The sequence below is a fragment of the Paraburkholderia sp. DD10 genome (genome assembly GCF_049177125.1).
Classification (GTDB): domain Bacteria; phylum Pseudomonadota; class Gammaproteobacteria; order Burkholderiales; family Burkholderiaceae; genus Paraburkholderia; species Paraburkholderia terricola.
This window is the reverse complement of sequence record NZ_CP185393.1, coordinates 979,696-1,003,754: the sequence shown is the minus strand read 5'-3', so window position 1 is coordinate 1,003,754 and position 24,059 is coordinate 979,696. Positions and strand designations below refer to the sequence as shown.

20 protein-coding genes, 2 tRNA genes and 1 pseudogene are annotated in these 24,059 nt (G+C 62.7%); 12 read left to right on the top strand and 11 right to left on the bottom strand.

Going from position 1 to position 24,059, the window contains the following annotated elements:
- Window positions 1-7 precede the first annotated feature (7 nt).
- The 9 genes and pseudogenes from narH to ACOCG7_RS19940 all read left to right on the top strand — a co-directional run bounded on the left by narH (window position 8) and on the right by ACOCG7_RS19940 (window position 8,905).
- A complete protein-coding gene (gene narH, locus ACOCG7_RS19980) occupies window positions 8-1,531 on the top strand; it encodes a nitrate reductase subunit beta (protein ID WP_421379623.1) in 1,524 nt (507 codons plus the stop codon).
- A gap of 3 nt (window positions 1,532-1,534) precedes the next feature.
- Window positions 1,535-2,269 carry a nitrate reductase molybdenum cofactor assembly chaperone gene (gene narJ / locus ACOCG7_RS19975; RefSeq protein WP_421379620.1) on the top strand — a complete coding sequence of 245 codons (735 nt, stop codon included), beginning with the start codon at window positions 1,535-1,537 and terminating at the stop codon, window positions 2,267-2,269.
- Window positions 2,266-2,994 carry a respiratory nitrate reductase subunit gamma gene (gene narI, locus ACOCG7_RS19970; RefSeq protein ID WP_421379617.1) on the top strand — a complete coding sequence of 243 codons (729 nt, stop codon included), beginning with the start codon at window positions 2,266-2,268 and terminating at the stop codon, window positions 2,992-2,994. The genes narJ and narI overlap by 4 nt, the downstream gene beginning before the upstream one ends.
- A 19-nt stretch (window positions 2,995-3,013) precedes the next feature.
- Entirely contained in the window at window positions 3,014-3,793 is a 780-nt protein-coding gene (locus ACOCG7_RS19965) for a peptidylprolyl isomerase (protein WP_421379614.1), read from the top strand.
- A gap of 72 nt (window positions 3,794-3,865) precedes the next feature.
- Complete coding sequence (locus tag ACOCG7_RS19960; protein ID WP_421379611.1) at window positions 3,866-4,267, top strand: SirB2 family protein; 402 nt, start codon at window positions 3,866-3,868, stop codon at window positions 4,265-4,267.
- A gap of 218 nt (window positions 4,268-4,485) precedes the next feature.
- Entirely contained in the window at window positions 4,486-6,360 is a 1,875-nt protein-coding gene (locus tag ACOCG7_RS19955) for a type IV pili methyl-accepting chemotaxis transducer N-terminal domain-containing protein (protein ID WP_421379608.1), read from the top strand.
- Window positions 6,357-7,028 (top strand): response regulator, encoded by a 672-nt coding sequence (locus ACOCG7_RS19950; protein WP_421379605.1) that lies wholly within the window; start codon window positions 6,357-6,359, stop codon window positions 7,026-7,028. Before ACOCG7_RS19955 ends, ACOCG7_RS19950 begins: the two co-directional genes overlap by 4 nt.
- A 267-nt stretch (window positions 7,029-7,295) precedes the next feature.
- A pseudogene (locus ACOCG7_RS19945) lies at window positions 7,296-8,497 on the top strand (NnrS family protein).
- Window positions 8,498-8,701: 204 nt separating this feature from the next.
- Window positions 8,702-8,905 carry a hypothetical protein gene (locus tag ACOCG7_RS19940; protein ID WP_114162370.1) on the top strand — a complete coding sequence of 68 codons (204 nt, stop codon included), beginning with the start codon at window positions 8,702-8,704 and terminating at the stop codon, window positions 8,903-8,905.
- A 60-nt stretch (window positions 8,906-8,965) separates the two neighbouring features.
- On the opposite strand, the gene hemN is transcribed toward ACOCG7_RS19940, so the two are convergent.
- The 9 genes from hemN to tig form a co-directional block, all read right to left on the bottom strand.
- Window positions 8,966-10,441 (bottom strand): oxygen-independent coproporphyrinogen III oxidase, encoded by a 1,476-nt coding sequence (hemN, locus tag ACOCG7_RS19935; RefSeq protein ID WP_421379602.1) that lies wholly within the window; start codon window positions 10,439-10,441, stop codon window positions 8,966-8,968.
- Window positions 10,442-10,691: 250 nt separating this feature from the next.
- Window positions 10,692-11,087, bottom strand: coding sequence for a DUF488 domain-containing protein (locus ACOCG7_RS19930; protein WP_421379599.1), 396 nt, complete (start codon window positions 11,085-11,087; stop codon window positions 10,692-10,694).
- A 54-nt stretch (window positions 11,088-11,141) separates the two neighbouring features.
- Entirely contained in the window at window positions 11,142-11,741 is a 600-nt protein-coding gene (locus tag ACOCG7_RS19925; protein ID WP_421379596.1) for a uracil-DNA glycosylase family protein, read from the bottom strand.
- A gap of 363 nt (window positions 11,742-12,104) precedes the next feature.
- Window positions 12,105-12,180: transfer RNA gene (locus ACOCG7_RS19920), tRNA-Val, on the bottom strand.
- Between the two features lie 62 nt (window positions 12,181-12,242).
- Window positions 12,243-12,515 (bottom strand): HU family DNA-binding protein, encoded by a 273-nt coding sequence (locus tag ACOCG7_RS19915; RefSeq protein ID WP_027796408.1) that lies wholly within the window; start codon window positions 12,513-12,515, stop codon window positions 12,243-12,245.
- A gap of 345 nt (window positions 12,516-12,860) precedes the next feature.
- Window positions 12,861-15,284, bottom strand: a complete 2,424-nt coding sequence (gene lon / locus ACOCG7_RS19910; RefSeq protein ID WP_073426734.1) for an endopeptidase La — start codon at window positions 15,282-15,284, stop codon at window positions 12,861-12,863.
- Between the two features lie 198 nt (window positions 15,285-15,482).
- Complete coding sequence (gene clpX / locus ACOCG7_RS19905; protein WP_020065906.1) at window positions 15,483-16,754, bottom strand: ATP-dependent Clp protease ATP-binding subunit ClpX; 1,272 nt, start codon at window positions 16,752-16,754, stop codon at window positions 15,483-15,485.
- Window positions 16,755-16,937: 183 nt separating this feature from the next.
- The gene (clpP, locus tag ACOCG7_RS19900; RefSeq protein WP_007182010.1) at window positions 16,938-17,591 is read right to left on the bottom strand and encodes an ATP-dependent Clp endopeptidase proteolytic subunit ClpP; all 654 of its coding nucleotides are present in this window, start codon (window positions 17,589-17,591) and stop codon (window positions 16,938-16,940) included.
- A gap of 202 nt (window positions 17,592-17,793) precedes the next feature.
- The gene (gene tig, locus ACOCG7_RS19895) at window positions 17,794-19,140 is read right to left on the bottom strand and encodes a trigger factor (RefSeq protein ID WP_083083639.1); all 1,347 of its coding nucleotides are present in this window, start codon (window positions 19,138-19,140) and stop codon (window positions 17,794-17,796) included.
- Between the two features lie 454 nt (window positions 19,141-19,594).
- Between tig and ACOCG7_RS19890 the strand changes: the two genes are divergently transcribed.
- Together ACOCG7_RS19890 and ACOCG7_RS19885 are read left to right on the top strand one after the other, a co-directional pair.
- Complete coding sequence (locus tag ACOCG7_RS19890; protein ID WP_421379588.1) at window positions 19,595-20,740, top strand: glycerate kinase; 1,146 nt, start codon at window positions 19,595-19,597, stop codon at window positions 20,738-20,740.
- Window positions 20,741-20,847: 107 nt separating this feature from the next.
- On the top strand, window positions 20,848-21,300 hold the full coding sequence (locus ACOCG7_RS19885; protein ID WP_083083637.1) for a MarR family winged helix-turn-helix transcriptional regulator: 453 nt from the start codon (window positions 20,848-20,850) through the stop codon (window positions 21,298-21,300).
- Window positions 21,301-21,495: 195 nt separating this feature from the next.
- On the opposite strand, the gene ACOCG7_RS19880 is transcribed toward ACOCG7_RS19885, so the two are convergent.
- Window positions 21,496-22,971 (bottom strand): DUF3999 domain-containing protein, encoded by a 1,476-nt coding sequence (locus ACOCG7_RS19880; RefSeq protein WP_114162365.1) that lies wholly within the window; start codon window positions 22,969-22,971, stop codon window positions 21,496-21,498.
- A 450-nt stretch (window positions 22,972-23,421) separates the two neighbouring features.
- On the opposite strand from ACOCG7_RS19880, the gene ACOCG7_RS19875 reads away from it, so the two are divergent.
- Complete coding sequence (locus ACOCG7_RS19875; protein WP_083083635.1) at window positions 23,422-23,703, top strand: hypothetical protein; 282 nt, start codon at window positions 23,422-23,424, stop codon at window positions 23,701-23,703.
- An 86-nt stretch (window positions 23,704-23,789) separates the two neighbouring features.
- Here the strand turns inward: ACOCG7_RS19875 and ACOCG7_RS19870 are convergent.
- Window positions 23,790-23,876, bottom strand: a tRNA-Leu gene (locus ACOCG7_RS19870).
- Between the last annotated feature and the right edge of the window lie 183 nt (window positions 23,877-24,059).

Below are 24,059 nucleotides of genomic sequence, written 5' to 3'. Positions count from 1 at the left end.
CCAAATCATGAAAATACGCGCACAGATCGGCATGGTGCTGAACCTGGACAAATGCATCGGCTGTCATACCTGCAGCGTGACCTGCAAGAACGTGTGGACGAGCCGGCCGGGCGTGGAATACGCCTGGTTCAACAATGTCGAAACGAAGCCGGGCATCGGCTACCCGAAGGAATGGGAGAACCAGGACAAATGGAACGGCGGCTGGGTGCGCCATGCCGATGGTTCGATCGCGCCGCGCCAGGGCGCGAAGTGGAAACTGCTGATGCGCATCTTCGCCAATCCGAACCTGCCGCAGATCGACGACTACTACGAGCCCTTCACGTTCGACTACGACCATCTGCAGAGCGCGCCGGAAATGAAAGCGGCGCCGACCGCCAGGCCGCGCAGCCTGATTACCGGTCAGCGCATGGAGAAGATCGTCTGGGGACCGAACTGGGAAGAAATTCTCGGCGGCGAGTTCAGCAAGCGCAGCAAGGACCGCAATTTCGACGACATCCAGAAGGACATCTACGGCCAGTTCGAAAACACCTTCATGATGTATCTGCCGCGCTTGTGCGAGCACTGCCTGAACCCGGCATGCGTCGCATCGTGCCCGTCCGGCTCGATCTACAAGCGCGAGGAAGACGGCATCGTGCTGATCGACCAGGACAAGTGCCGCGGCTGGCGCATGTGCGTGAGCGGCTGTCCGTACAAGAAGATCTACTACAACTGGAAGAGCGGCAAGGCCGAGAAATGCATCTTCTGCTATCCGCGCATCGAGGCTGGACAGCCGACGGTGTGCTCGGAAACCTGCGTCGGACGCATCCGTTATCTCGGCGTGCTGCTGTACGACGCGGACCGCATCGAACAGGCCGCGAGCGTCGAGCACGACAAGGACTTGTACGAGGCGCAGCTCGGCATCTTTCTCGACCCGCACGATCCTGAAGTGATCGAACAGGCCCGCAAGGACGGCATACCGGAGAACTGGCTCGACGCCGCGCGCGCGAGCCCGGTCTACAAGATGGCGCTCGACTGGAAAGTGGCGTTGCCGTTGCACCCCGAATACCGCACGCTGCCGATGGTCTGGTATGTGCCGCCGCTCTCGCCGATCACCGCTGCCGCGAACGCGGGCCACGTCAGCGCGAACGGCGAAATCCCCGACGTGAACCAGTTGCGCATTCCGGTCAAATATCTCGCGAACCTGCTTACCGCGGGCGACACGAAACCCGTGGTGCGCGCGCTCGAACGGATGCTCGCCATGCGCGCCTATCAGCGCGGCAAACAGGTGGACGGCTGGGAAAACCACGCCGCGCTGCAACAGGTAGGTCTCAGCACTCGGGAAGTGGAAGACATGTACCGCACGATGGCGATCGCCAATTACGAAGACCGTTTCGTGATTCCGACCACGCACCGCGAGTATGCGGAGAACGCCTTCAACGTGCGCGGCGGTTGCGGGTTCAGCTTCGGCAACGGCTGCTCCGATGGCGTGACGGAAACGAGCCTGTTCGGCAGCGAGAAGAAGCGCACCATTCCCATCAAGGCCGAGGTCTGAACGATGTCCACTCAAGCCCTTCATTCCGCCGCGCATGCCACGACGCTACGCGTGCTCGCGCATCTGCTCGACTATCCCGACGCGGCGCTGCGTGAACATCTACCCGACCTGCGCGCGGCCTTGCACGGACAGCGCACGCTGAGTGCCGCGCGGCTCGCCGAACTCGATGCGTTGATCGATCAGCTTCTGCACGCCACGGGCTTCGACGCCGAGGCCGCCTACGTCGACCTCTTCGACCGGGGACGCGGCACCGCGCTGCACTTGTTCGAGCACGTTCACGGCGATTCGCGCGACCGCGGCCCGGCGATGATCGATCTGATCAAGACCTATGAGGAAGCGGGTCTGTATCTCGCCTCCGGCGAACTGCCCGACCACCTAACCGTGGTGCTGGAATACGCGTCGACGCAACCGCCGCTAGCGGCCGCCGATTTTTTGCGGGAGATCGCGCACATCCTGCGCAGCATCTTCAGCGCGTTGACGAGGCGCGAGAGCGCCTACGCCTGCGTGCTGGCCGCGCTGCTCGATCTGGCCGGCGAACCGACGAAGCTCGTCGAGGTGGCCGCCGAGCCCTTGCTCGATGAGACGTGGAGCGAGCCCGCCGCCTTTGGCGGCTGTTCATCCGAGGGGCAACGCAGTCCCGGCGAATCGCAACCCGTGCGTATCGTCAGAACGCTACGCCAGCCGCAACATGGTCAACCCGGTCAACACGGTCAATCCGCGCATGGAGCGTCCACATGAACATCGCCGCGCACAACTTCTTCTTCAGCGTCTATCCATACATTTGCCTCGCCGTGTTCCTGCTGGGCAGTCTCGCGCGCTTCGACCGCGATCAGTACACGTGGAAGAGCGATTCATCGCAGCTTCTGCGCGCGGGCCAATTGCGCTGGGGCAGCAACCTGTTTCACATCGGCATCCTGTTCCTGCTGTTCGGGCACACGGTGGGCCTGCTGACGCCGCATTTCCTCTACGAGCCGTTCATCAGCGCGCAGCACAAGCAACTGCTGGCCATCATCTCGGGCGGGACGGCCGGCCTGATCTGCTTCGCCGGTCTGAGCGTGCTGCTGCACCGGCGCATCTTCGATCCGCGCATCCGTCTCACGAGCCGGCGGACCGATCTGGCGATTCTCGTGATTCTCTGGGTGCAACTCTGCCTCGGCCTGCTCACGCTGCCCTACTCGTTCGCCGACCGGGGCGATGCGCATACCATGCTGGCGCTCGCCGACTGGGCGCAGCGCATCGTGACGTTCCGCCCCGACGCGAGCGTCCTGCTCGCGGTCGAGTGGCCGTTCAAGGTGCATATCGTGCTCGGCATGACGATCTTCCTGCTGTTCCCGTTCAGCCGGCTGGTCCATGTGTGGAGCGGCTTCGCATCGGTCGCGTATCTGGTGCGCCCTTATCAGCTGGTGCGCTCGCGGCGCCTGAACGTGCCGGCCGGTCATCAACAGCCGCGTCGCCGAATCTGACTCGCAGGAGGATCGAAACATGCAAGAGAATCTGTCCGCCGTCGCAACCGTCAATGGGGTTGCGCTGCATGGCGGCAGCGACATGCTGTCCGCCGAGGATTTACGCCAGCGTGCGTGCATCGAACTGCTGCGCCAGTCCGCCATCGAGGCCGGTCTGCTCGCCGCGGACGACCCGCTGCCCGCCGACGGCGCCATCAGCGTCGCCGCCTCCGAGGCGATCGACGCCTTGCTGGAGCGCGCATTGCAATTGCCTGAACCGACCGGGGACGCCTGCCGCCGCTACCATGCCGCGCATCGGAACCGCTACGCCGTCGGCGAGCGGGTGCGTGCGCGTCATGTGTTGTTCGCCGTCACGCCCGGCGTCGATATCGGCGCGCTGCGCAAGCGCGCCGAAGCGTGCCTGCTGGATCTGCGCTGCGACGATGCGGCAGCCGACGACCGCTTCGCTCGCGCGGCGCGGGATCTGTCGAACTGTCCGAGCGGCGGCGCGGGCGGAGACCTGGGATGGCTGCGCGCCGACGAATGCGCGCCCGAGTTCGCCAAAGCACTGTTCGGCCGACCGGACATCGGCGTATTGCCGCAGCTCGTGCACAGCCGTTTCGGCCTGCACGTGGTCGAGATCATGGAGCGGGACGCCGGCGCCGTGCCCGCCTTCGAGGCGGTGCGCGAGGCGGTCGCGCAGGCGCTGCGCCAGCAGACCTTCGCCACGGCGCTGCGCCAGTACGTCAGCGTGCTCGCGGGCCGGGCCGCTATCGCGTGCGTGGACCTCGATGCCGCGGCCACGCCCCTCGTCCAGTAGTCTTTTCAGTATCCGTCCGGCTGTCGCGGCTGTCGCGGTTGTGCCGGCTCTGCATTTCGCCGGAGGAGCGGCATGCCGTTGATCGACTTCTATCCGCTGCTTAAATTCAGCCATGTCTCGCTGGTGGGTTGCAGCGGCGCGTTTTTCGCGGCGCGCGGCGCGGCCGTGCTGACGGGCCGGGTCTGGCCGATGCGCAGTCACTGGCGAATCCTCAGCTATGTCATCGACTCGCTGTTGCTGGCCGCCGGCGTCACGCTGTGGCTCATGCTGCGCCTGAACCCCGCGCGCGACGTGTGGCTCGGCGCGAAGCTTCTGCTGCTCCTGCTATACATCGTGGCCGGTTCGCTCGCCGTCAAGCGCGGACGCGCGATGGTCGTGCGCGGCGCCTTCTACGGAGGCGCGATCAGCCTGTACCTGCTGATCGCGTCGATTGCACTCACGCACGATCCGCTCGGTTTGCCGGGGCGCTGGTAGTCGTGATTTCCTTTCCGGTTCTCCGCGCATCGCCCGGCGCGGGCTTTCGCAAAAGCATCGACGAAGGCGGCGCGGCGCCTCGCCATACCGGAACCGTGGAACACGCTTCGAATTGATCTGGATCAGTTCTTTCAGGTGCACCGCCGGTGACTATATCGCCTAAGCTTTCGGGCGCTGGGCGACCCGTTTCAACCGTCTGGAGCGATCCAGGAACCCACATGAGCAGATTCCGGACACTCGCCGCCAAGCTCGGCATCATCGGCGGCACGCTGCTGCTGGTGGCGTTCGCTTCCATCGGCTACACGCTCTGGGCAAGCTGGCAACTGGAGGGCGGCGCGGCCGCCGTCAACGAAGCGGGCCGCATGCGCATGCAAACGTGGCGGCTCGCGCAGACGCTTGCGCGTGGCGACACGCTGTTGGCGAAGACGCAGGTCGACCAGTTCGAGCAAAGCGTCGCCCTGTTGCGCGACGGCGATCCATCGCGGCCCTTGCTCGTGCCGCGCGATGCGGGCTCGACAGCCGCCTTCGCCGACGTGCAGCGTACCTGGCAAATAGTACGGGCGGCATGGACCGCCTCGCCCGCGCCGGACCCGAGCGAGGCCGCGAAGCAGGCCGAGGCCTTTGTCGGACACATCGACGTGCTCGTCTCCGCGATCGAAGTGCGCCTCGCCTATCTGACCACCATCCTGAACCTGCTGCAGGTTCTCATGGTCGGCCTGACCATCGCCAGTGCGGTAACGCTGCTCTACTCGGCGTATCTGTTCGTCTTCAATCCGCTTGAGCGGCTCAGATCCGGCCTCACGCGCGTGCGCGAAGGCGATCTGTCGGCGCGGATCGCGGTGGAGTCGAGCGACGAGTTCGGCGCCGTCTCCGAAGGCTTCAACCAGATGACGGAAACCTTGCAGGAGCTCTACCAGAATCTCGAAGTCAAGGTCGAGGAGAAGACGGTGAGGCTCGCCGCACAGCATGCGCGATTGACCGCGCTGTACGAAGCGAGCGCGTTCGCGGCGCACGCCTCGACGCTCGATGAACTGGCCGATGGTTTCGCGAGGCAGGTGAGACGCGCCGCGAAGGCGGATGCATCGGCGATTCGCTGGTCCGACGAAGCGAACCTGCGCTATCTGCTGGTGGCGTCGGACGGCCTGCCCCGCCACGTGATCGACCGCGAACAGTGCATTCCGACGGGCGATTGCCATTGCGGCCAGTCCGTGGCCCACGCGGACACGCGCGTGATCCCGATCCGGCTTGACGGGGCGGGACTGCTGCGCGACTGCGGACAAGCGGGCTTCACGACCGTCATCAGCGTTCCGGTGCAACTGCAGGACCGCATGATCGGCGAGATGGATCTGTTCTACCGCGCCCCCACCGCGCTCAGTGGCGAAGACCGCACGTTGCTGGAGACGATGGCGAGCCATCTCGCTGTCGCGATCGAAGGGCTCAGGGCCGGCGCGCTCGAACGTGAAGCCGCCGTTGCCGCGGAGCGAAGCCTGCTCGCGCGGGAAATGCACGACTCCATCGCGCAAAGCCTCGCCTTCATGAAAATCCAGACCGCCCTGCTGCGCGGCGCGCTCAAGGACGCCGACGCACCGCGCACGGAACGCACGATCGGTGAGCTCGAGGCCGGCATTCACGAAAGCCTCTCCGACGTGCGGGAATTGCTGATGCACTTCCGTACCCGCACCAACGCCGAGGACATCGTTCCCGCGCTGCAAACCACCCTGAAAAAGTTCGAGCACCAGACGGGGCTGATCACGCATCTGTCAATCGAAGGTACGGGTGTTCCGTTGCCCGCCGACGTGCAAGTGCAGGTGTTGCATGTCGTGCAGGAAGCGCTGTCCAACGTGCGCAAGCATGCGCACGCGCGCGAAGTATGGCTGGACGTCCAGCAGACGCCGCAGTGGCGCGTGGAAGTCCGGGACGACGGCTGCGGCTTCGCGACGGAGGCCACCGCCCAGGACGAAACGCATGTGGGCTTGCGCATCATGCACGAACGGGCCGAGCGCATCGGCGCCGGCGTCGACATTGCGTCGGTGCCGGGCTCGGGCACCTGCATCGTGCTGACGCTACCCGAACGCAGGAGACTGGCAGCATGACCGAACATAAACAGATTCGCGTTCTCGTGGTCGACGACCACTCGCTTTTCCGGCGTGGCGTGATTGCGCTGCTGACGGTCGATTCGCGATTCGTCGTGGTGGCCGAGGCCGGCGATGCCGGTGAAGCCTATCGACGCGCCGCCGAGACGCAACCGGATATCATTCTTCTCGACAATCATCTGCCGGGCGTGAATGGCGTGGACGCAATCGCGGGATTGCGGGAAGCGGCGCCGCGGGCTCAGGTGCTGATGCTCACTGTCAGCGAGGACGAGCGCGATCTGGCTGCCGCGCTGCGTAGCGGCGCGCGCGGCTATCTGCTCAAGACGGTGGACAGCGACGGCATGGCCGCCGCGATCGTCAGAACGATGGCGGGCGAATCGGCGATCAGCCCCGAGATGACCGGCAAGCTGGTGACCGCGTTTCAGTCACTACAAAGCGCGGCAAAGGTGGAGGAAGCATCGGCCGAGCAGGACCCGATTCATAGCCTGTCCGCGCGCGAGGACGAAATTCTTGGCTATATCACGCGGGGCAAAACCAATAAGGAAATCGCACGAGCGCTGAACATTGCCGAAGCGACGGTAAAGATCCATGTGCAGCACATCCTGCGAAAGTTAAAGCTCAGTTCGCGCGTGCAAGCGGCAGCCTATGCGGTCGCTCGGGCAGCCTGATCGCGGCGCGTGTGGGACATGCAGACACGCGCGCGGGTGAGTCTGCAACCAGGCTTCACGATCTCTTTCATGCATCCCTGCGCGCGTTCCTCGGGAATTCGCGGCGATCTCCTGACTTCCCGACGGCCTCCGAGCCATGCGGAAATCAGTGTCTACGACGCTTCGACGTGTCCACCTGAGTCATGTCAACAATCTCAGCGTGGGAACACGAAATCCGAACGGAACGCGCTTTAAGATGTGCGCAAGGTCTATCTTTGGAGAAGCATGATGAAGATCGGTGAACCCGCTTCATTGAATGCGTCGCGCGATGCCGACACTCTGCCGGTTATGCGGCTCGGCTTTCGGCCGTTCTATCTGGGCGGCGCCGGCTTTGGCGTCATCGCCGTCGTGCTGTGGCTGCTCGCGCTGCACGGCTATCCCGTCGCGGGCCGCTCGACCGCGATGAACGGGATGATGTGGCATGTCCACGAAATGATCTTCGGCTTCGTCGCCGCGATCGTCGTCGGCTTTCTGCTCACGGCGGTACGCGCGTGGACCTCGCTCGATACGCTGCGGGGGCCGTCGCTCGGATGGCTTTGGCTGCTGTGGGCCGGCGGCCGCGTGCTGATGTGGTTCGGTCCGCAGCCGCTCGCCGCGCTAATCGACACCGCCTTCTTGCCTGTTACCGCCGTCGTGCTGCTGCGCGTGTTGCTCGCCGCCCGCAATCGCCGCAATCTGTTTCTGCCCGTGGCGCTGGCCGCGCTCGGCTTGCTGAATGGACTTTCCCACTGGTGGCTGGGGCACGGCCGCGCGGACCTCGCGTTGCGCGCCGCGTATGCGGCAACCGGACTTGCGATCATGTTCGTGACGGTCATCGCCGGACGCGTGATTCCGATGTTCACGATGAACGCGATGCCTGGATTCACGGCGAAACGCTGGAAGTTCGTTGAAATGCTCGCCACGCCCACCGTCATCGTGGCGTTGCTCGCGGATGCCCTCGCCGCGCCCTCCGCGTTGATTGTCGCCAGCGCCGGAATCGCCGCCGCGGTCCACGCGGCGAGAATCGCGGGCTGGCATTCGTGGCGAGTCCTTTCACGCCCGATTCTCTGGATTCTTCACGCAGCCTATGCATGGATTCCCGTCGGCCTCGTGATGCTCGCCCTGGCGGCAATGGGCATCGTGCCGCACTCTCTTGCGATTCACGCGCTAACGGTCGGGGCCATGGGATGCGCGATCATCGCGATGATCACGCGCACGGCGCTCGGTCATACAGGGCGCATGCTCGTCGCGGGCCGCGCGGAGATCGCGAGCTACTGGCTGATGATCGCGGCCGCCCTTCTGCGTGTCTTTGGGCCGTGGTTAGCCAATAGTGCAACGGCCGCGCGTGGGTCGACGCAGCGGGCGTGTGCTGGGCCGCGGCGCTGGTCGTTTATCTGCTCAAATACGTGCCTTATCTGACTTCACCACGTGTGGATGGAAAGCCCGGTTGACATGCGCTCTCCGGCCATTGGCATGCGACAAAATGCACGTCGATCATCGGATCGAAACAACTACTATGAATATACGTTTATTGAAGCCGATGATTCCTGTTTCGCCCGGGTTCCAGTGGGGCTCGCCCACGGCGTGCCGATGCGCGCAGTCGAACACTGCCACGTTCGGCTTCAATGAGATTCCTTGTCTTCGAGGAGAAGCCCATGCTCAGTCCGCATGAAGTTGCCGCGCTCATCCTGGTCGGGAGCGCAACCGATCACCATGACCTGAGTCACGCCGACCTCGAAGTACTACTCGAACGCCGGCTCGCCACGTTCGAACAGATCGCGCCGAACACGAGGCGCGTTCACTTGACCGAACATGGGCAAGCGATCCTGCAAGCGGTGGCGCGGTATGGACTCCATTGATCCGGATGGTTTGGCTCCCTACGGAGATCGATCCTGACAATGTCGCTCGATGCCGGTTCTCTAGATCAGCTTCGAATAGGATGACGCGGTCGGCTGGCCGAGATACCGGTCAAACACCATTCCAATGGCGCGCACGAACAGACGTCCTTTTGCCGTAACCGAGATTCCATGCGCATCCGTTTTCAACAGTCCGGCTTCCTCGTAGGGTTGCAGCCTCGCCAGTTCATGCGAAAAATACTGGGCAAAATCGATTCCGTGAACCCGATTGATCCGGTCGAAGTCTAGCGGCATGCTGCACATCAGCGTCATGATGACTTCCCGGCGCAGAAGATCGTCGGGGCTCAGCGCCCATCCTTTTTCAACGGGCAATCGTCCTTCTTCCAGATGCTGATAGTACGTTTGCAGAGAGCGCGTCGACTGGCTGTAGGAACTGCCGACCTTCCCGATAGCGGATACGCCAAAACCGATCAGATCGCATTCCGCCCTGGTGGTATAGCCCTGGAAATTGCGATGCAAGCTTTTGTTTTGTAGCGCGCGACTCAGTTCGTCTTCCGGCTTTGCAAAATGATCGAGGCCGATGTAAACATATCCGGCCTCGAGGAGCTGCCGCGTGGACAGGGCGAATATGCCCAAACGCTCTTCCGCCGAGGGCAACTCGCTATCGACTATCAGCCGTTGCGCCTTGAACCGTTGTGGCAGGTGCGCATAGTTGTACAGCGCGATACGGTCCGGCGACAAACGAATGATATGGTCGAGCGTGCTATTGAAACTCGCAAGCGACTGTCGCGGCAGGCCATAGATGAGATCGACATTCACCGACTGGAAGCCCGCATCGCGGCTTGCGGCCAGCGCCTTCTCCACCATGCCGAGCGGCTGGATGCGATTCACCGCCTGCTGGACCGCAGGATCGAAATCCTGCACGCCGAAGCTCGTGCGGTTGAACCCGAGAGCGGCCAATGCGGACAGCGTGGCGCCATCCACGGTGCGGGGGTCGATTTCCACACCGAGTTCGGCCTCCGGTGCGAAATCGAAATGGCCTCGCAGCATATCCATTAGCTGCGCGAGTTCCGCGAGACTGAAAAACGTCGGTGTACCTCCACCTAGATGCAATTGCTGCGTGCGGCGGTCGCGGCCCAGATGCGGCACGACCAGATCCATCTCCCGGCCGAGATAGCGCAGATATTCCACCGCCCTGCCGTGGTCGCGGGTGATGATCTTGTTGCAGGCGCAGAAGTAACACAGCGACTCGCAAAACGGCAGGTGCACGTAGATCGACAGCGGCGGATTGCTGGCGGCCTCGGCTCGTTCGCCCAGGTACGTTCGGTAGGACCGCTCGTCGAAATCGCTCGCGAACCGGTCAGCCGTCGGGTAGGACGTGTAACGCGGACCCAGATTGTCAAACCGGCGAATCAGCGTTTCGGAGATCTCGATGTCGAGGGCGGAGCCGGCAAGGGGCAGCGGCGCATTCACGGGAGCATCCCCCTCTCTGGAGGTTGTGGCATATCGATTCCTGTTGACGGGAATATATCCGCACATACGGCATGTGCGGCAATCGTTGCCTGATTGTCCGGTCTTGAATCTGGACAGCCTTGATTTATGTCAGCGAAGGGCGGTTCCGGCAACGCTGCTGCTCCACTCGTCATCGCCGCTGTCGTGTGGAAGCGCGAGGCGGACGAAGATATGGAACTGGCCTACTTTATAGGTACGTTATGCGACTTACAGACTCCACGGACTACAGCTTGCGTGCAAGCGTGCCGCCCGCGCATACGTGGTGGATCCGAAAGGTTTAGCGGTTTGATTCCGCCGCGAAATGCGCGAGGACGTCTCGCAGCACGATGGCCTGGTTATGCTCCTCGTCCTTCGCGCCGTACACCAGCGTAATGGGTTGTCCCTTCGCATCAGCCAGGAGCGACCGCATGCGTCCTCGAAGTTCCTCAGCATCGAGTTCGTGCCGATAGCGTTGCTGGAAGACTTCCCATCGCTCCGGCTTGTGTCCGAACCATTCGCACAAGGCGGCGCTTGGCGCGATGTCGCGCGCCCATTGGTCGAGCGCCAATCTCTCCTTGCTGCGACCGCGAGGCCAGAGCCGATCCACGAGGACGCGATAGCCATCATCCTGCGCCGCATCCTCATACGCCCTCTTGATGAAAATCCTCAACCCGTCGCGGTTCGAATGCGGCATTCCTTGCTCCGTTCGAATAGGTGTGTCCATACAGATTACCCGGCTCGTCTCAGGTCATGTTCCTATGAGTTGCGCGATTCTCTCGCGCAACATCGGAAGCGCTTCGCTTTCGAACCACGCGTGCCGTTGAAACCACGGCTGGTTGCGTGGCGACGGGTGCGGTAGCGGAACGAACGCCGGCGCGTATTCGGGCCATGCCCTGACCGTTTCAGTCAGCGAAGCCTTGCGGCGGGCGCCGAGAAAATGCCGTTGCGCATACTGGCCGATGAGCAACGTCAATTGAATGTCCGGCAGTTTTCCCAGCAGACTGTCCAGCCAGAGTTGCGCACACTCGCGACGCGGCGGTTTGTCACCGCCGTTGCCTCGTCCCGGATAACAGAATCCCATCGGAATGATCGCGAAGCGCGACTCGTCGTGAAATGTGGCGGCGTCGATTCCGAGCCAGTTTCGAAGACGGTCGCCGCTCGCGTCATCCCACGGAATGCCCGATGCGTGCACGCGCGCGCCCGGCGCCTGTCCGACGATCAGAATGCGCGCGTCGGCCCCGGCTCGCACGATCGGGCGAGGACCGAGCGGCAAGTGCGGCGCACATGCCCGGCAGGCACGCACGTCAGCCAGAAGCGAATCGAGCGAGGAACACGAGTCTTTGTTCATTGTGCGGCCACGTCATTTCCAGATTGGCGTCATGCATGGTGTTTGCCACGCGTATTGCAGTAGCATACGCCGCAGCGATGCTGCGGACTGGAGACGCCCGGTCACACCCGCTGATGCCGGATCTGATCGCATATCGTCGAGCCCGCGGCCGTAAGTATTCGATATGGTCGATGCAACGATCATCATCGGGATCATTCATCGTGACGGGAATCGACTCCGCTATCGGCGTGGTCCGCGCCGGCATTCAACGGACCATCGCGAGATCCAGCGACGACAAAAAACCCGCGGAGCCAATAGCCACGCGGGTTTTAGAGTACTGCAGCGGATAGGATCGCGACCTGATCGGCGCGAATCGCGAAACGGTGGTGGGTGCTGAGAGGCTCGAACTCCCGACCTACGCCTTGTAAGGGCGCCGCTCTACCAACTGAGCTAAGCACCCGCTTCGCTATTCATTACTTCCGTAGGCTGCCTGATTTTACAAAACCTCAAGCAGCGAGCCCGCTAGTTTAGCGCATCCTTTAGGGCTTTGCCAGGCCTAAATTTGGGAACCTTGGCTGCCTTTATCTTGATGGCGTCACCGGTGCGCGGATTGCGCCCTGTGCGCGCCGTACGCTTACCGACCGCGAAGGTGCCGAAACCGACCAACGTCACTGAACCGCCCTTCTTCAACGTACCTTTGACCCCACCGATCACCGCATCGAGCGCACGGCCTGCCGCAGCCTTCGAAATATCGGCCTGCTGTGCAATGTGATCGATCAATTCCGTTTTATTCATTCCAACCCCCGAGAATGTTCATGGCAATCGTGACGGCGCTCTACAGCGCCTGACATCACGCGGGCCGGCGGGCAACGCCGGGCGGACTCATTAGAATTGGCCGAAAGCCTTGTGTCAAGCGGGGTTGAGCCTGATTCGGGCGGCTCTCGAAGCCTCACCGAATAAGCAGATTTTGCGTTCGACCGATGCGTACGCAACCGTTGGAAGGCGCAACCTGTCGTTTGCCCAAAAGATGGGAAAGCGTGCGTTCATGAGCCGCGCCGCAGGCTGTTTGGGCAATAAAAAACCCGCGGACAAGTCCGCGGGTTTCTGCTCCACCAAGCCGCTTTCGCTGCTGGCTTTGCCTTAGTGCTTCACGACTTCCGTCGCGCCGGCGTCTTTGCCGGGCTCCGCCGCAACCGGCGTAGCGGGCTTCGCCTCTTCTTCCGGCAATGCCTCCGGCACACGTTCGAGCGCCAACTCGAGTACCTTGTCGATCCAGCGGACCGGCACGATCTCGATCGCGTTCTTCACGTTGTCCGGAATCTCCGTCAAGTCCTTGACGTTTTCTTCCGGGATCAGCACCAGCTTGATGCCGCCGCGATGCGCCGCCAGCAGTTTTTCCTTCAAGCCGCCGATTGGCAGGACTTCGCCGCGCAACGTGATTTCGCCCGTCATCGCGACGTTGGCGCGCACCGGAATACCGGTCAACACCGACACCAGCGCGGTTGTCATCGCGATACCGGCGGACGGACCGTCCTTCGGCGTCGCGCCTTCCGGCACGTGGATGTGAATGTCCCGCTTCTCGAACGCCTCGTCCTTGACGCCCAGACGACGCGAACGCGAGCGCACCACCGAGCGCGCGGCTTCGACGGATTCCTTCATCACGTCGCCGAGCGAACCCGTGCGGATCACATTGCCCTTGCCCGGCATCACCGCGGCTTCGATGGTCAGCAGATCGCCGCCCACTTCCGTCCACGCGAGACCCGTGACCTGGCCAACCTGGTTTTCCTTGGCGGCCAGACCGAAGTCGTACTTGCGCACGCCGAGGAAAGTGTCGAGGTTGCTGCCGTCGACCTTCACCGCGCCTTCCGCCTTCTTCAGCAGAAGCATCTTCACGACCTTGCGGCAGATCTTCGAAATTTCACGCTCGAGCGAACGCACGCCCGCTTCACGCGTGTAGTAACGAATGATGTCGCGGATCGCGGTTTCCGTTACATCGACCTCGCCTTCCTTGAGGCCGTTGTTCTTCTTCTGCTTGGGCAAAAGATAACGTTGCGCGATGCTGACCTTCTCGTCTTCCGTGTAGCCCGACAGACGGATCACTTCCATCCGGTCAAGCAACGGCGGCGGAATATTCAGCGAGTTCGATGTCGCCACGAACATCACGTCCGACAGATCGAAGTCGACTTCGACGTAGTGATCGGCGAACGTGTGGTTCTGTTCCGGATCGAGCACTTCCAGCAAGGCCGACGACGGATCGCCGCGGAAATCCTGGCCCATCTTGTCGACTTCGTCGAGCAGGAAGAGCGGATTGCGCACGCCGACCTTGGTCAGGCTTTGCAGAATCTTGCCGGGCATCGAACCGATGTACGTGCGACGGTGACCGCGAATCTCGGCTTCGTCGCGCACGCCGCCGAGCGCCATACGCACGAACTTGCGATTCGTGGCGCGAGCGATCGACTGACCCAGCGACGTCTTACCGACACCCGGAGGCCCAACGAGGCACAGGATCGGCGCTTTCACCTTGTCGACGCGTTGCTGGACCGCGAGATACTCGAGAATGCGTTCCTTCACTTTCTCGAGACCGAAGTGGTCTTCGTCGAGCACGCGCTCCGCATTCGAGAGGTCATTGTTGACCTTGCTCTTCTTGCGCCACGGCAAGCCGATCAGCGTATCGATGTAGTTGCGCACGACGGTCGCCTCAGCCGACATCGGCGACATCAGCTTGAGCTTCTTCAGTTCGGCGTCGGCCTTCTTCTTGGCTTCCTTCGGCATGCGAGCAGCCGTGATGCGCTTCTCGAGTTCCTCGAGATCCGCACCTTCCTCGCCTTCGCCGAGTTCCTTCTGGATCGCCTTGACCTGTTCATTCAGGTAGTACTCGCGCTGGCTTTTTTCCATCTGGCGCTTCACACGCCCACGGATGCGCTTTTCCACCTGCAGGATGTCGATCTCGGCTTCGAGTTGCGCGAGCAGATGCTCGAGGCGCTCGATCACCGGGAACATTTCGAGGATGTGCTGCTTCTGGTCGAGCTTGAGCGGCAAATGCGCCGCGATGGTGTCGGCCAGACGCCCCGCCTCGTCGATACCCGACAGCGACGTCAGGATCTCGGGCGGGATTTTCTTGTTCAGCTTCACATACTGGTCGAACTGCGACACGATCGCGCGGCGCAGCGCTTCGGTTTCAGCGCTGTCGGCGTGGTCGGGTTCGAGCGGCATGACTTCGCACGAAAACTGCGTTTCCTGTTCTTCGATGGAAAGCGTCTTCGCGCGCTGCAAGCCCTCGACCAGCACCTTGACGGTGCCGTCGGGCAGCTTGAGCATTTGGAGGATGTTGGCAACACACCCTACTTCGTACATGTCCTTTTCGGTCGGCTCATCTTTCGCAGCCGTTTTTTGGGCGACGAGCATGATGTGCTTGCCGCCTTCCATCGCTGCTTCGAGAGCCTTGATCGACTTCGGGCGGCCTACGAAGAGCGGAATCACCATGTGCGGGAAGACGACTACGTCACGCAGCGGGAGCAGCGGGAGCGTAATGCGTTCCGGCGGAAGGAGTTGGGTTCCTGACATTTCATTTCCCCATGAGTGGAATCAGTTCGTTCGATAGGTGAGGCCGGCAGAAAATATTGCAAGCCTCCGCGTGTGGGAAAAGTTCAGTGACTCCGAAGGTTCAGTGACTCCATAGTGAAAACTAGCATCCTGACCACACGATAAACGAAAAAGCCGTTCACGTCGCCATGAACGGCTTTTTGCAGAACCCGAAGCCGATCAGTTCGAACCCGCCACTTTTGGCGCGTCTTCGTAGATCAGCAGCGGTTTGCCGTCACCGTCAATAACGTTGTCGTCGATGATAACCTTGCTAACACCTTTCATCTGCGGTAGATCGTACATGACGTCAAGCAACGCCTGTTCCAGGATGGAGCGAAGACCCCGCGCGCCCGTCTTGCGACGGATCGCTTTGCGGGCGACAGCCTGCAACGCGGCCGGACGAATTTCCAGCTCGACGCGCTCCATATTGAACAGCTTGTGATACTGCTTCACCAGTGCGTTCTTGGGTTCGACCAGAATTTTCATCAGCGCCGTTTCATCGAGCTTGCCGAGCGTGGCGACCACCGGCAGGCGGCCAATCAGTTCCGGAATCAAACCGAACTTGATCAGATCTTCCGGCTCCACTTCGCGCAGCACTTCGCCCGCGTCACGGTCCTGCTTGCTCTTCACGCTTGCGCCGAAGCCGATCCCGGTTTTCTCGGTACGATCGACGATGACCTTCTCGAGTCCGTCAAATGCGCCACCGCAAATAAACAGAATGTTGGTGGTGTCGACCTGGATGAAGTCCTGATTCGGATGCTTACGTCCGCCCTGCGGCGGCACCGACGCCATCGTGCCCTCGACCAGTTTGAGCAAAGCCTGCTGCACGCCTTCGCCCGAAACGTCGCGGGTGATGGACGGGTTGTCCGACTTGCGGCTGATCTTGTCGATTTCGTCGATGTAGACAATGCCACGCTGAGCCTTGTCCACTTCGTAATTGCAGTTTTGCAGCAGCTTCTGGATGATGTTCTCGACGTCTTCGCCGACGTAGCCGGCTTCCGTCAGCGTCGTGGCATCGGCAATGACGAACGGGACGTTAAGAAGGCGCGCGAGCGTCTGCGCGAGCAGGGTCTTGCCGGAACCGGTCGGGCCGATCAGCAGGATGTTGCTCTTGGACAGCTCGATCTCATCCTTCTTGTCGAGATGCTTGAGGCGCTTGTAGTGGTTGTATACCGCAACCGCGAGGATCTTCTTCGCGCGCTCCTGACCGATCACGTACTGATCGAGGATTTCACGGATTTCCTGCGGACTCGGCAGATCGGACTTGGACAAGCCCGCTTCGATGCCGGCGCCTGCAGCTTCATCGCGGATGATTTCGTTGCACAGGTCGATACATTCATCGCAGATGAACACCGACGGGCCTGCAATCAGTTTTTTGACTTCATGCTGGCTCTTGCCGCAGAACGAGCAATACAACAGCTTCTCGCTGTTAGAACCTTTCTTGTCCGCCATAGATGTGTGAGCCTCCGGACACTCGATTACATGATACGCCGTTTGCCCCCGCCTCGCAGTTGGGCGCGGCAGGGCTAATGAGCCAGATGACGGCGTTTGCCGCAGGCGCTCGGACGAGTCTTGATTATTTCACAACCGGTCCGATGACGAGTTTGCCCCATTTCGGGGCAAACTCGCACCGGTTCAAGGACGCTTATGCGCCACCTGATCGACCAGACCGTAAGCTTGCGCGTCATCGCCGGACATGAAATTGTCACGGTCGGTGTCGCGCGCGATACGCTCGACCGGCTGGCCGGTGTGGTGCGCGAGCAGATGATTCAGCCGCTCCTTCAAATACAGAATTTCGCGCGCCTGGATTTCGATGTCCGACGCCTGACCACGCGCGCCGCCCAGCGGCTGGTGAATCATCACCCGCGAATTCGGCAGCGCGAAGCGCTTGCCCTTCGCACCCGCCGCCAGCAGGAACGCGCCCATGCTGGCCGCGAGTCCCATGCACAACGTAGACACGTCCGGCTTGATGAACTGCATCGTATCGTAAATCGCCATGCCGGCCGAAACCGAGCCGCCCGGACTGTTGATGTAGAAGCTGATGTCCTTGTCCGGATTCTCGCTTTCGAGAAACAGCATTTGGGCAACCACGAGGTTCGCCGTCTGGTCGTTCACTTCACCGACCAGAAACACGATGCGTTCCTTGAGCAGACGCGAATAGATGTCATACGAGCGCTCGCCCCGGCCGCTCGTTTCCACCACGATCGGCACCAGTCCGAGCGCCTGCGCTTCGAGATCCCGGGACGACTGGGAGGTCAACGTGTCCAGCATTTGGGCGCGAAAGGTCATGCAATGGATCCTTGTCTGGAAATATTCTAACTATGGATGCTAGACAGGTTGTGGTGAGTCAGCCCGTATTCAAGCATGCGGTCAGTGCAAGGCGAAGCGCACGCCAGTACAGACGTCATGCAGGACGCCACGCACGTTCACAGCACGAAAAAACGGCGTGCGGGCCGTCGCTCCGACAGCCGGCACGCCGTTGCAGCGACGCTTACGCTTGCGCCGTTGCGCTTGCCAGTTCTTCGAAGCTCACTTCCTTGTCCGTCACCTTGGCCTTGCTGAGAACGAAATCGACGACGTTGGCTTCAACGACGTACGCTTCCATTTCGGCAAGACGTTGCTGGTTGGAATAATACCAGCGGACGACTTCCTTCGGGTCTTCATAGCTTTTCGCGAACTCGTCCACTTCGGCGCGAATCTGCTCCGGCTTGGCTTGCAGATCGTTGGCCTTGACCAGTTCGGCCAGCACGAGGCCCAGCTTGACGCGGCGCTCCGCCTGCTCCTTGAACATGGCAGCCGGGATCGGCGCATCTTTGGCGTTCGGCACGCCGCGTTGCTCCAGATCCTGACGCGCCATCGCGACGAGGCGTTCCTGATCCTGTTCGATCAGCGCGTTCGGCACCTCGAGTTCCGAAATCTTCAGCAGCGCGTCCATCACCTGGTTTTTGACGATCGCTTGCATGCGGCGCTTGGCTTCACGCTCCAGATTGTCCTTGATCTCCGCGCGCATCTTGGTCAGATCGCCGTCTTCAATACCGAGCGACTTCGCGAAGTCCGCGTCGATTTCCGGCAGATGCGGCCATTCGATCTTCTTCATCGTGATCGTGAATTGCGCCGTTTTGCCCGCCACTTCCTTGCCGTGGTAGTCGTCCGGGAACTTCAGGTCGAATTCGTTCGATGCGCCGACGGTCAAGCCCAGCGCCGCCTTTTCGAATTCCGGCAGCATGCGGCCCTCGCCCAGCACGAACGCGAAGTCTTCCGCGCTGCCGCCCTGGAACACTTCACCGTCGATCTTGCCGACGAAGTCGACCGTCACGCGATCGCCTTCCTTGGCCGCCGTATCCGCGCCGCCGTCGCCATGCTCGCCGGCTTCGCCGCGAGCGTGGAAATGCACGCGCTGCTTGCGCAGGATTTCCAGCGTGCGGTCGATTTCCGCTTCGCTGATGGTGGTGGTGGTGCGTTCGATTTCAGCCGTGGCGACGTCGCCCAACTTCACTTCAGGGTACACCTCGAAGGTCGCGTCGAACGCGTAGTCGCCTTCGGCGACGTCGGACTTCGGCGCAAAGCTCGGCTGGCCGGCCACACGCAGGTTCTCGGCGCGGCTGATGTCGAAGAATTCCTTGCCGACCTTGTCGCTCAGCACTTCGGCTTCCACCTGGCCCGAGTACTGTTGCGTCACCATCTTGAGCGGCACCTTGCCCGGGCGAAAACCCGGCATGCGCACGTTCTTCGCGAGTTGACGGATACGCGAGTCCACTTCCTTCTGCACGGCATCCTTCGGCAGGGAAATCGTTACGCGGCGTTCGAGCTTGCCGAGGTTTTCAACAACGTTAGCCATGGCTTCAATCGTCCTAAAATTATTCGAGCGAATCAGTTATCTTCTCCGTGCCGCTTTTCGACGTCGCTTCGCGTCGATTGCGCGCCTGCGCCGCGGGCTTGCAGGCCGCCGGCAGCACGGTTGGGTCCAAAGAGCCGAATATTTTAGCAAACTATTTGTGCGATCAACCGGGATTCGATGATTGCGCGCCCTTTTCTCGGTGTTCGGGCCGCTTTCCACGCTGTTTCGAGCCAGTTTTTATTTCGGCTCCAACTTGCCGCCGGCACCACGCGGCCATGCGAAAACAAGCCCGACAGGCGCCATGACAACCGCTTGCCGCGGCGATTCCGCCTATGCCTTTCGACATATTCAGTCGGCGCGCCCATGCTGATAAGCTTACGGACGCACTCGGGGTTCGCCTCCGGTTTCCGCCTGTTCCCCGCCTTCGCAACGATTCCAACCATTCAGAGACACCATGCCGAATTCGCCGTCCTCGCCTGTCGTCGTCATCGCTCCCGATTCCTTCAAAGGCTCGCTTGGCGCGGAGCAGGTCGCGCAAGCGATCGCGTCCGGCATCCTGCGCGCGCGTCTCGACGCCGACGTGCGCATCTGTCCGATGGCCGATGGCGGCGAAGGCACGCTCGACGCCATGCTCACGAGCGGCGGCGAACGCCGCAAGCTGAGCGTGCGTGGCGCGGCCGGTCCGGTGCGCGAAGCGCTTGTCGGCCTGCTGACCGACGGCAGCGCGATCGTCGAAACGGCCGAGGTCGTCGGCATTACCGATCCCGTGGGCATGGGCGTGCCGGTCGAGGCGCGCGGCACGCGCGGCATGGGCGAAGCGATTCGCACGCTGCTGGACGCGGGCGTGCGGCGCTTTTTCGTCGCGCTCGGCGGCAGCAGCACGAACGACGGCGGCGCGGGCTTGCTAGCCGGCCTCGGCCTGAAACTGTTCGACGCCCAGGACAAGGAACTCGACGCCTCACCCGAACAGTTGGCGCGCGTCGCGCGCCTTGATGTCTCGCAGTTGGACGCACGACTCGCGGACACCGAGTTCGTGGCCATGTCGGACGTGGACAATCCGCTGACCGGTGCGCACGGCGCGACGGCTGTGTTCGGTCCGCAAAAGGGCGTGAAGCCGGAGCAGATTGCGCCGATCGACGCCGCCCTCGCCCATTTTGCCGATCTGCTGGAAGGGGCGCTCGGGCGATCGGCGCGCGATCAGCCAGGCGCGGGCGCGGCCGGCGGCCTCGGCTTCGCGCTGCATATGCTCGGCGCGCGGTTCGAGCCCGGCGCGGAAACCGTCGCGCGGCAAATCGGCCTGGACGCAGCGCTTGAAGGCGCGAACTGGCTGATCACCGGCGAGGGCCGCTCCGACGTCCAGACGCTGCACGGCAAGGCGCCCTTCATCGCCTGCCGTCATGCAAGGGCGGCGGGCGTGCCGGCCACGCTGCTCTCCGGCGCGGTCGACTCGGCGGCACTGCCCCGGCTTGCCGAGTACTTCAGCGGCTGCTTCTCGCCGGCGCCCGGCCCCATCACGCTCGAGGCCGCGATCAACGACGCGGCGCGTTTGCTCGCCGACGAAGCCGAACAGTTGACGCGCCTGAAGTACGGCGCGCGCTGAGTACGGTCCGCAGTGGCCGTCGGGCACGGTCGCCGCAACGATCAAGGCACTCTGATCGAACGACTCTCGTCAGCCGAAGCACTCGCGCCACACATTACGGGAAGACCATGAAGGACACCGCCAAAGCCGGGCTCGAACAGTTCCTCACGTACCGTCTGCATGTGCTGAACAAGCTCGCCGAGCGCGGCATCAGCGAGCGCTACCAGCAGAAGCTCGGCGTGACTTTGCCGGAAGCGCGCGTGATTGCGTCGGTGGGCTCGTTTGGACCGTTTTCGATCATGGAACTGGCGCGGCACGCCAATCTCGACAAAAGTCAGGCGAGCCGCGCAGCCGAGGCGCTGATCAGGCAGGGGCTCGTGAAGCGCGAGCCGAGCGCGGACGACGGCCGCGTCGTGCTGGTGTCGTTGACCGCGGAGGGGCGTGCGCTGTATCGGAAGGTGATGCCGATCGCGCGTAAATGGAACGACGACCTGTTCGACTGTCTCGACGAGCAGGAAAAGATCGCATTCGGTTACGCGCTGGATAAGGTCATCCATACGATGACGGCGAACGACGGGTGAGCGCGCGGTGCCGGTCGCACGCACTGATTCCTGGTAGCGCAATGCTGTAATGGTTATGCGCTATCCGTACTGTGCGATCCATTTGCTGTGCGAGGCGCTCATCTTCCGTTGCGCACACCGCCTGGCACTGCGCGCGCCGAAGTCGGGCGACTTCGCGGTCCGCGCGACTCTTCGTCCTGATTCGTGGGCGTGCGCTCATGCCTTGCCGTCAAGGTGACCGGTGGCGTCGCTCGCGCTCGGCTCGCCAGGCGCAACGCTCGCCGCGCCGGACCCGCCGGGCGCCGCTTCACTGCCCCTACCGGCTGCCGCGCCCACCTGAGCCTGAGCCCGCGCTCCGCGCGCAAGCCGCCATGCAATCGCACCGAGCGACCCGACAGCCAGCAACAACGCCGCCCACAACAAATAGCGGCGCGACGCTTCTGGATGCCTGCCCGCGGATTGCGCATCGCGTTGCTCAGCGGACAACGCGCTGCCCACCCGCGCTGTCGCGGTAACCGAGGAGGCGCCCATTCCCAGCGCTTCCGTGCTCACCGCCGACGACACCTCCGCCGCGCTGCCCACCGCCAGCGTGTACGGCGCGCCCCCGCGCGCGGCGAAGGTCAGCGTCGCGGGACGCCAGCCCGCGGCGACCGTCAACGCGCCGCTACCCAAGCCGCCGCCGCGCGTATCGACCACCACGCGCCATTGACGATCCGTGTCGGACGCCAGCTCCAACGGCGGATTGCTTTGCTCGACCGCCTCGTTATGCAGGCGATACAGCGTCGCGCTGGAAACCTGGCGCCAGGCCGACCCCAAACCCGCGCGCGAATAGACGACGACCGGCGCCACCGTATTAGGCTGCGGCAGATTCAGGCGCAAACGGTCGATGGGATAAGGGCCGCCCGTGTCGAAGAAATACTCGCCGGCTTTCGGGCCCGCGTGGGCGACGATGCCTTCGCGCCACATGCGCTGCGCGTCCGCGCGCCGCGCCTCGGCGGCGCCGGCCGCCTGCACTTCGATGTCGATCGATTCGACGTAAGGCGAGCCGTCGAGCCAGTGCAAACGCAGATAGCGCGCATGCTCGCCGTCCAGTTCGATACGGTCCTGGCTCAGCGTGCCGCCGTTGTAGCTGACCTTGAGAAGTTGCGCATCGCCGGCCGGTTGCCAGTTGCGCAAGTCCTCGCTCGATTCGACGGTGACGCGCCCCTGGTAATTGTCGTCCCGCACACGCACGACCAACGCGTCGACCCGCCCTGTGCGAGGCGCGTGTCCGGCATCGATCAGGTCCGTGTCGTGTTGCGCGCGGCCGGGCGGCGCCGCGGTCGCGCGCAGTGAGCCGTCGGACGCGATCGTGACGCCGAGCGGCGCGCCGGTGCTGCCTCGAGCGGCTGTCCGCAACGGAAACCAGCGCGCCGGACGCAACGCGGGCGGTTTGCGGGCAGGCTCGCGCGGCGCGTCGAGCGCATACGGCACGGATTCGCCCGCTCCGTCGAGCACGCGCAGGTCGCCGAGATCATTGCGCTGGCTGGCCGCGTAGACGGCGGCCGGCAGGGTCACGCTGTAATACGCGGCGCCCTCTTCGAGATCGAGCGCGAAATGCCGCGCAAAATGCTCGGCCGCGTTCGCTTGCGCGGGCGCGTACACGCACGCGATCGCAAGACACCAGCCCGTCAGGATCAAAACACGCTTCATTGCTCGGTTTCCAGAACCACGGCATTGGGCGGCATCGGCGAGAGACAGCCGATCGGCAGCCACGTCAGGCCAATGCCGATAAACGATACGATCCGCTCGACTCCCCGCCAGAGGCGACAATTCGAACAGAAACAGTTTGACGGCGACCGCCGTAAGCAGCGCGTCGCCCGGATCATTATGCCGGGTGCGCAGGCTGTTGACAGTATCGATACCGAAGCTTGCGTGAGCGTCGCGTTCGACATGACATCGGATCGGTACGGCAGCTGCGCTTACTTGATAGCCAGCCATCTATCGCTCGCCGGATCGAGCAGCCGGAAAACCCTCGCCACCATCTCGAACGCCGCAAGCACGGGAACCTGCCACGTTCGCGGCAACCGGCCAGGCATGTCAAAATTCCGGAACCGGCCCCCGAGCCCTTCAATCTCCCATCTTCATCCAAGGAAGTTTTCAGTGGACATCAACAAACAGGTCGCCGCCCTCACCGCTTCGGAACTCCAGACCGCGGGCGCGAGCCAGGCCACGGCGATTGCCGTGAGCGTGCTGCTGCGTCATTTGCGCTCGCCCGAACTGGCGAAACTACTGTCGTCGGCGTTCGAAAACCATCAGGCGGTCATGCTGCAAACGCCGTGGCCGGAGCCGATGCTGCAGGCGTTCGAATCGACGCGCCGTTTTCTCGAAGGCGCGGCGCAGGCTGAGTTGCCGGGCACGCAAGCACAGCCGCCGGGCGTCTGAGCGTCGCGCAAAGCGCACATAAAAACAAAAAACCCCGCCGGTCCAAAGACTCGACGGGGTTCTCCGCTACATCCGCTTCACATACCTGGTGCGAGGGAGGGGACTCGAACCCCTACACCCTTGCGGGCGTCAGGACCTAAACCTGGTGCGTCTACCAATTTCGCCACCCTCGCAGCCGGACAAGCCGCTGTGCGCCCTGCCCGATGTCCTGCATGCTCTGTGCGCATAAAAACACGCGCCCAAAAGCGTAAGCGCGAGATTCTAACCGATTGATTCGCGCTTGTCTGCATCTGGCCGGCCGTCCGCATGAAGGGCGCCGATGCTACAATTTTTGGCTTGGCGCGCGCACGCCGTGC

Bases quoted from the DNA above. Each gene is read 5' to 3' on its own strand.
- narH (WP_421379623.1), top strand. From the start codon at position 8: ATGAAAATACGCGCACAGATCGGCATGGTGCTGAACCTGGACAAATGC.
- narJ (WP_421379620.1), top strand. From the start codon at position 1,535: ATGTCCACTCAAGCCCTTCATTCCGCCGCGCATGCCACGACGCTACGC.
- narI (WP_421379617.1), top strand. From the start codon at position 2,266: ATGAACATCGCCGCGCACAACTTCTTCTTCAGCGTCTATCCATACATT.
- ACOCG7_RS19965 (WP_421379614.1), top strand. From the start codon at position 3,014: ATGCAAGAGAATCTGTCCGCCGTCGCAACCGTCAATGGGGTTGCGCTG.
- ACOCG7_RS19960 (WP_421379611.1), top strand. From the start codon at position 3,866: ATGCCGTTGATCGACTTCTATCCGCTGCTTAAATTCAGCCATGTCTCG.
- ACOCG7_RS19955 (WP_421379608.1), top strand. From the start codon at position 4,486: ATGAGCAGATTCCGGACACTCGCCGCCAAGCTCGGCATCATCGGCGGC.
- ACOCG7_RS19950 (WP_421379605.1), top strand. From the start codon at position 6,357: ATGACCGAACATAAACAGATTCGCGTTCTCGTGGTCGACGACCACTCG.
- ACOCG7_RS19940 (WP_114162370.1), top strand. From the start codon at position 8,702: ATGCTCAGTCCGCATGAAGTTGCCGCGCTCATCCTGGTCGGGAGCGCA.
- hemN (WP_421379602.1), bottom strand. From the start codon at position 10,441: ATGTGCGGATATATTCCCGTCAACAGGAATCGATATGCCACAACCTCC.
- ACOCG7_RS19930 (WP_421379599.1), bottom strand. From the start codon at position 11,087: ATGCCGCATTCGAACCGCGACGGGTTGAGGATTTTCATCAAGAGGGCG.
- ACOCG7_RS19925 (WP_421379596.1), bottom strand. From the start codon at position 11,741: ATGAACAAAGACTCGTGTTCCTCGCTCGATTCGCTTCTGGCTGACGTG.
- ACOCG7_RS19915 (WP_027796408.1), bottom strand. From the start codon at position 12,515: ATGAATAAAACGGAATTGATCGATCACATTGCACAGCAGGCCGATATT.
- lon (WP_073426734.1), bottom strand. From the start codon at position 15,284: ATGTCAGGAACCCAACTCCTTCCGCCGGAACGCATTACGCTCCCGCTG.
- clpX (WP_020065906.1), bottom strand. From the start codon at position 16,754: ATGGCGGACAAGAAAGGTTCTAACAGCGAGAAGCTGTTGTATTGCTCG.
- clpP (WP_007182010.1), bottom strand. From the start codon at position 17,591: ATGACCTTTCGCGCCCAAATGCTGGACACGTTGACCTCCCAGTCGTCC.
- tig (WP_083083639.1), bottom strand. From the start codon at position 19,140: ATGGCTAACGTTGTTGAAAACCTCGGCAAGCTCGAACGCCGCGTAACG.
- ACOCG7_RS19890 (WP_421379588.1), top strand. From the start codon at position 19,595: ATGCCGAATTCGCCGTCCTCGCCTGTCGTCGTCATCGCTCCCGATTCC.
- ACOCG7_RS19885 (WP_083083637.1), top strand. From the start codon at position 20,848: ATGAAGGACACCGCCAAAGCCGGGCTCGAACAGTTCCTCACGTACCGT.
- ACOCG7_RS19880 (WP_114162365.1), bottom strand. From the start codon at position 22,971: ATGAAGCGTGTTTTGATCCTGACGGGCTGGTGTCTTGCGATCGCGTGC.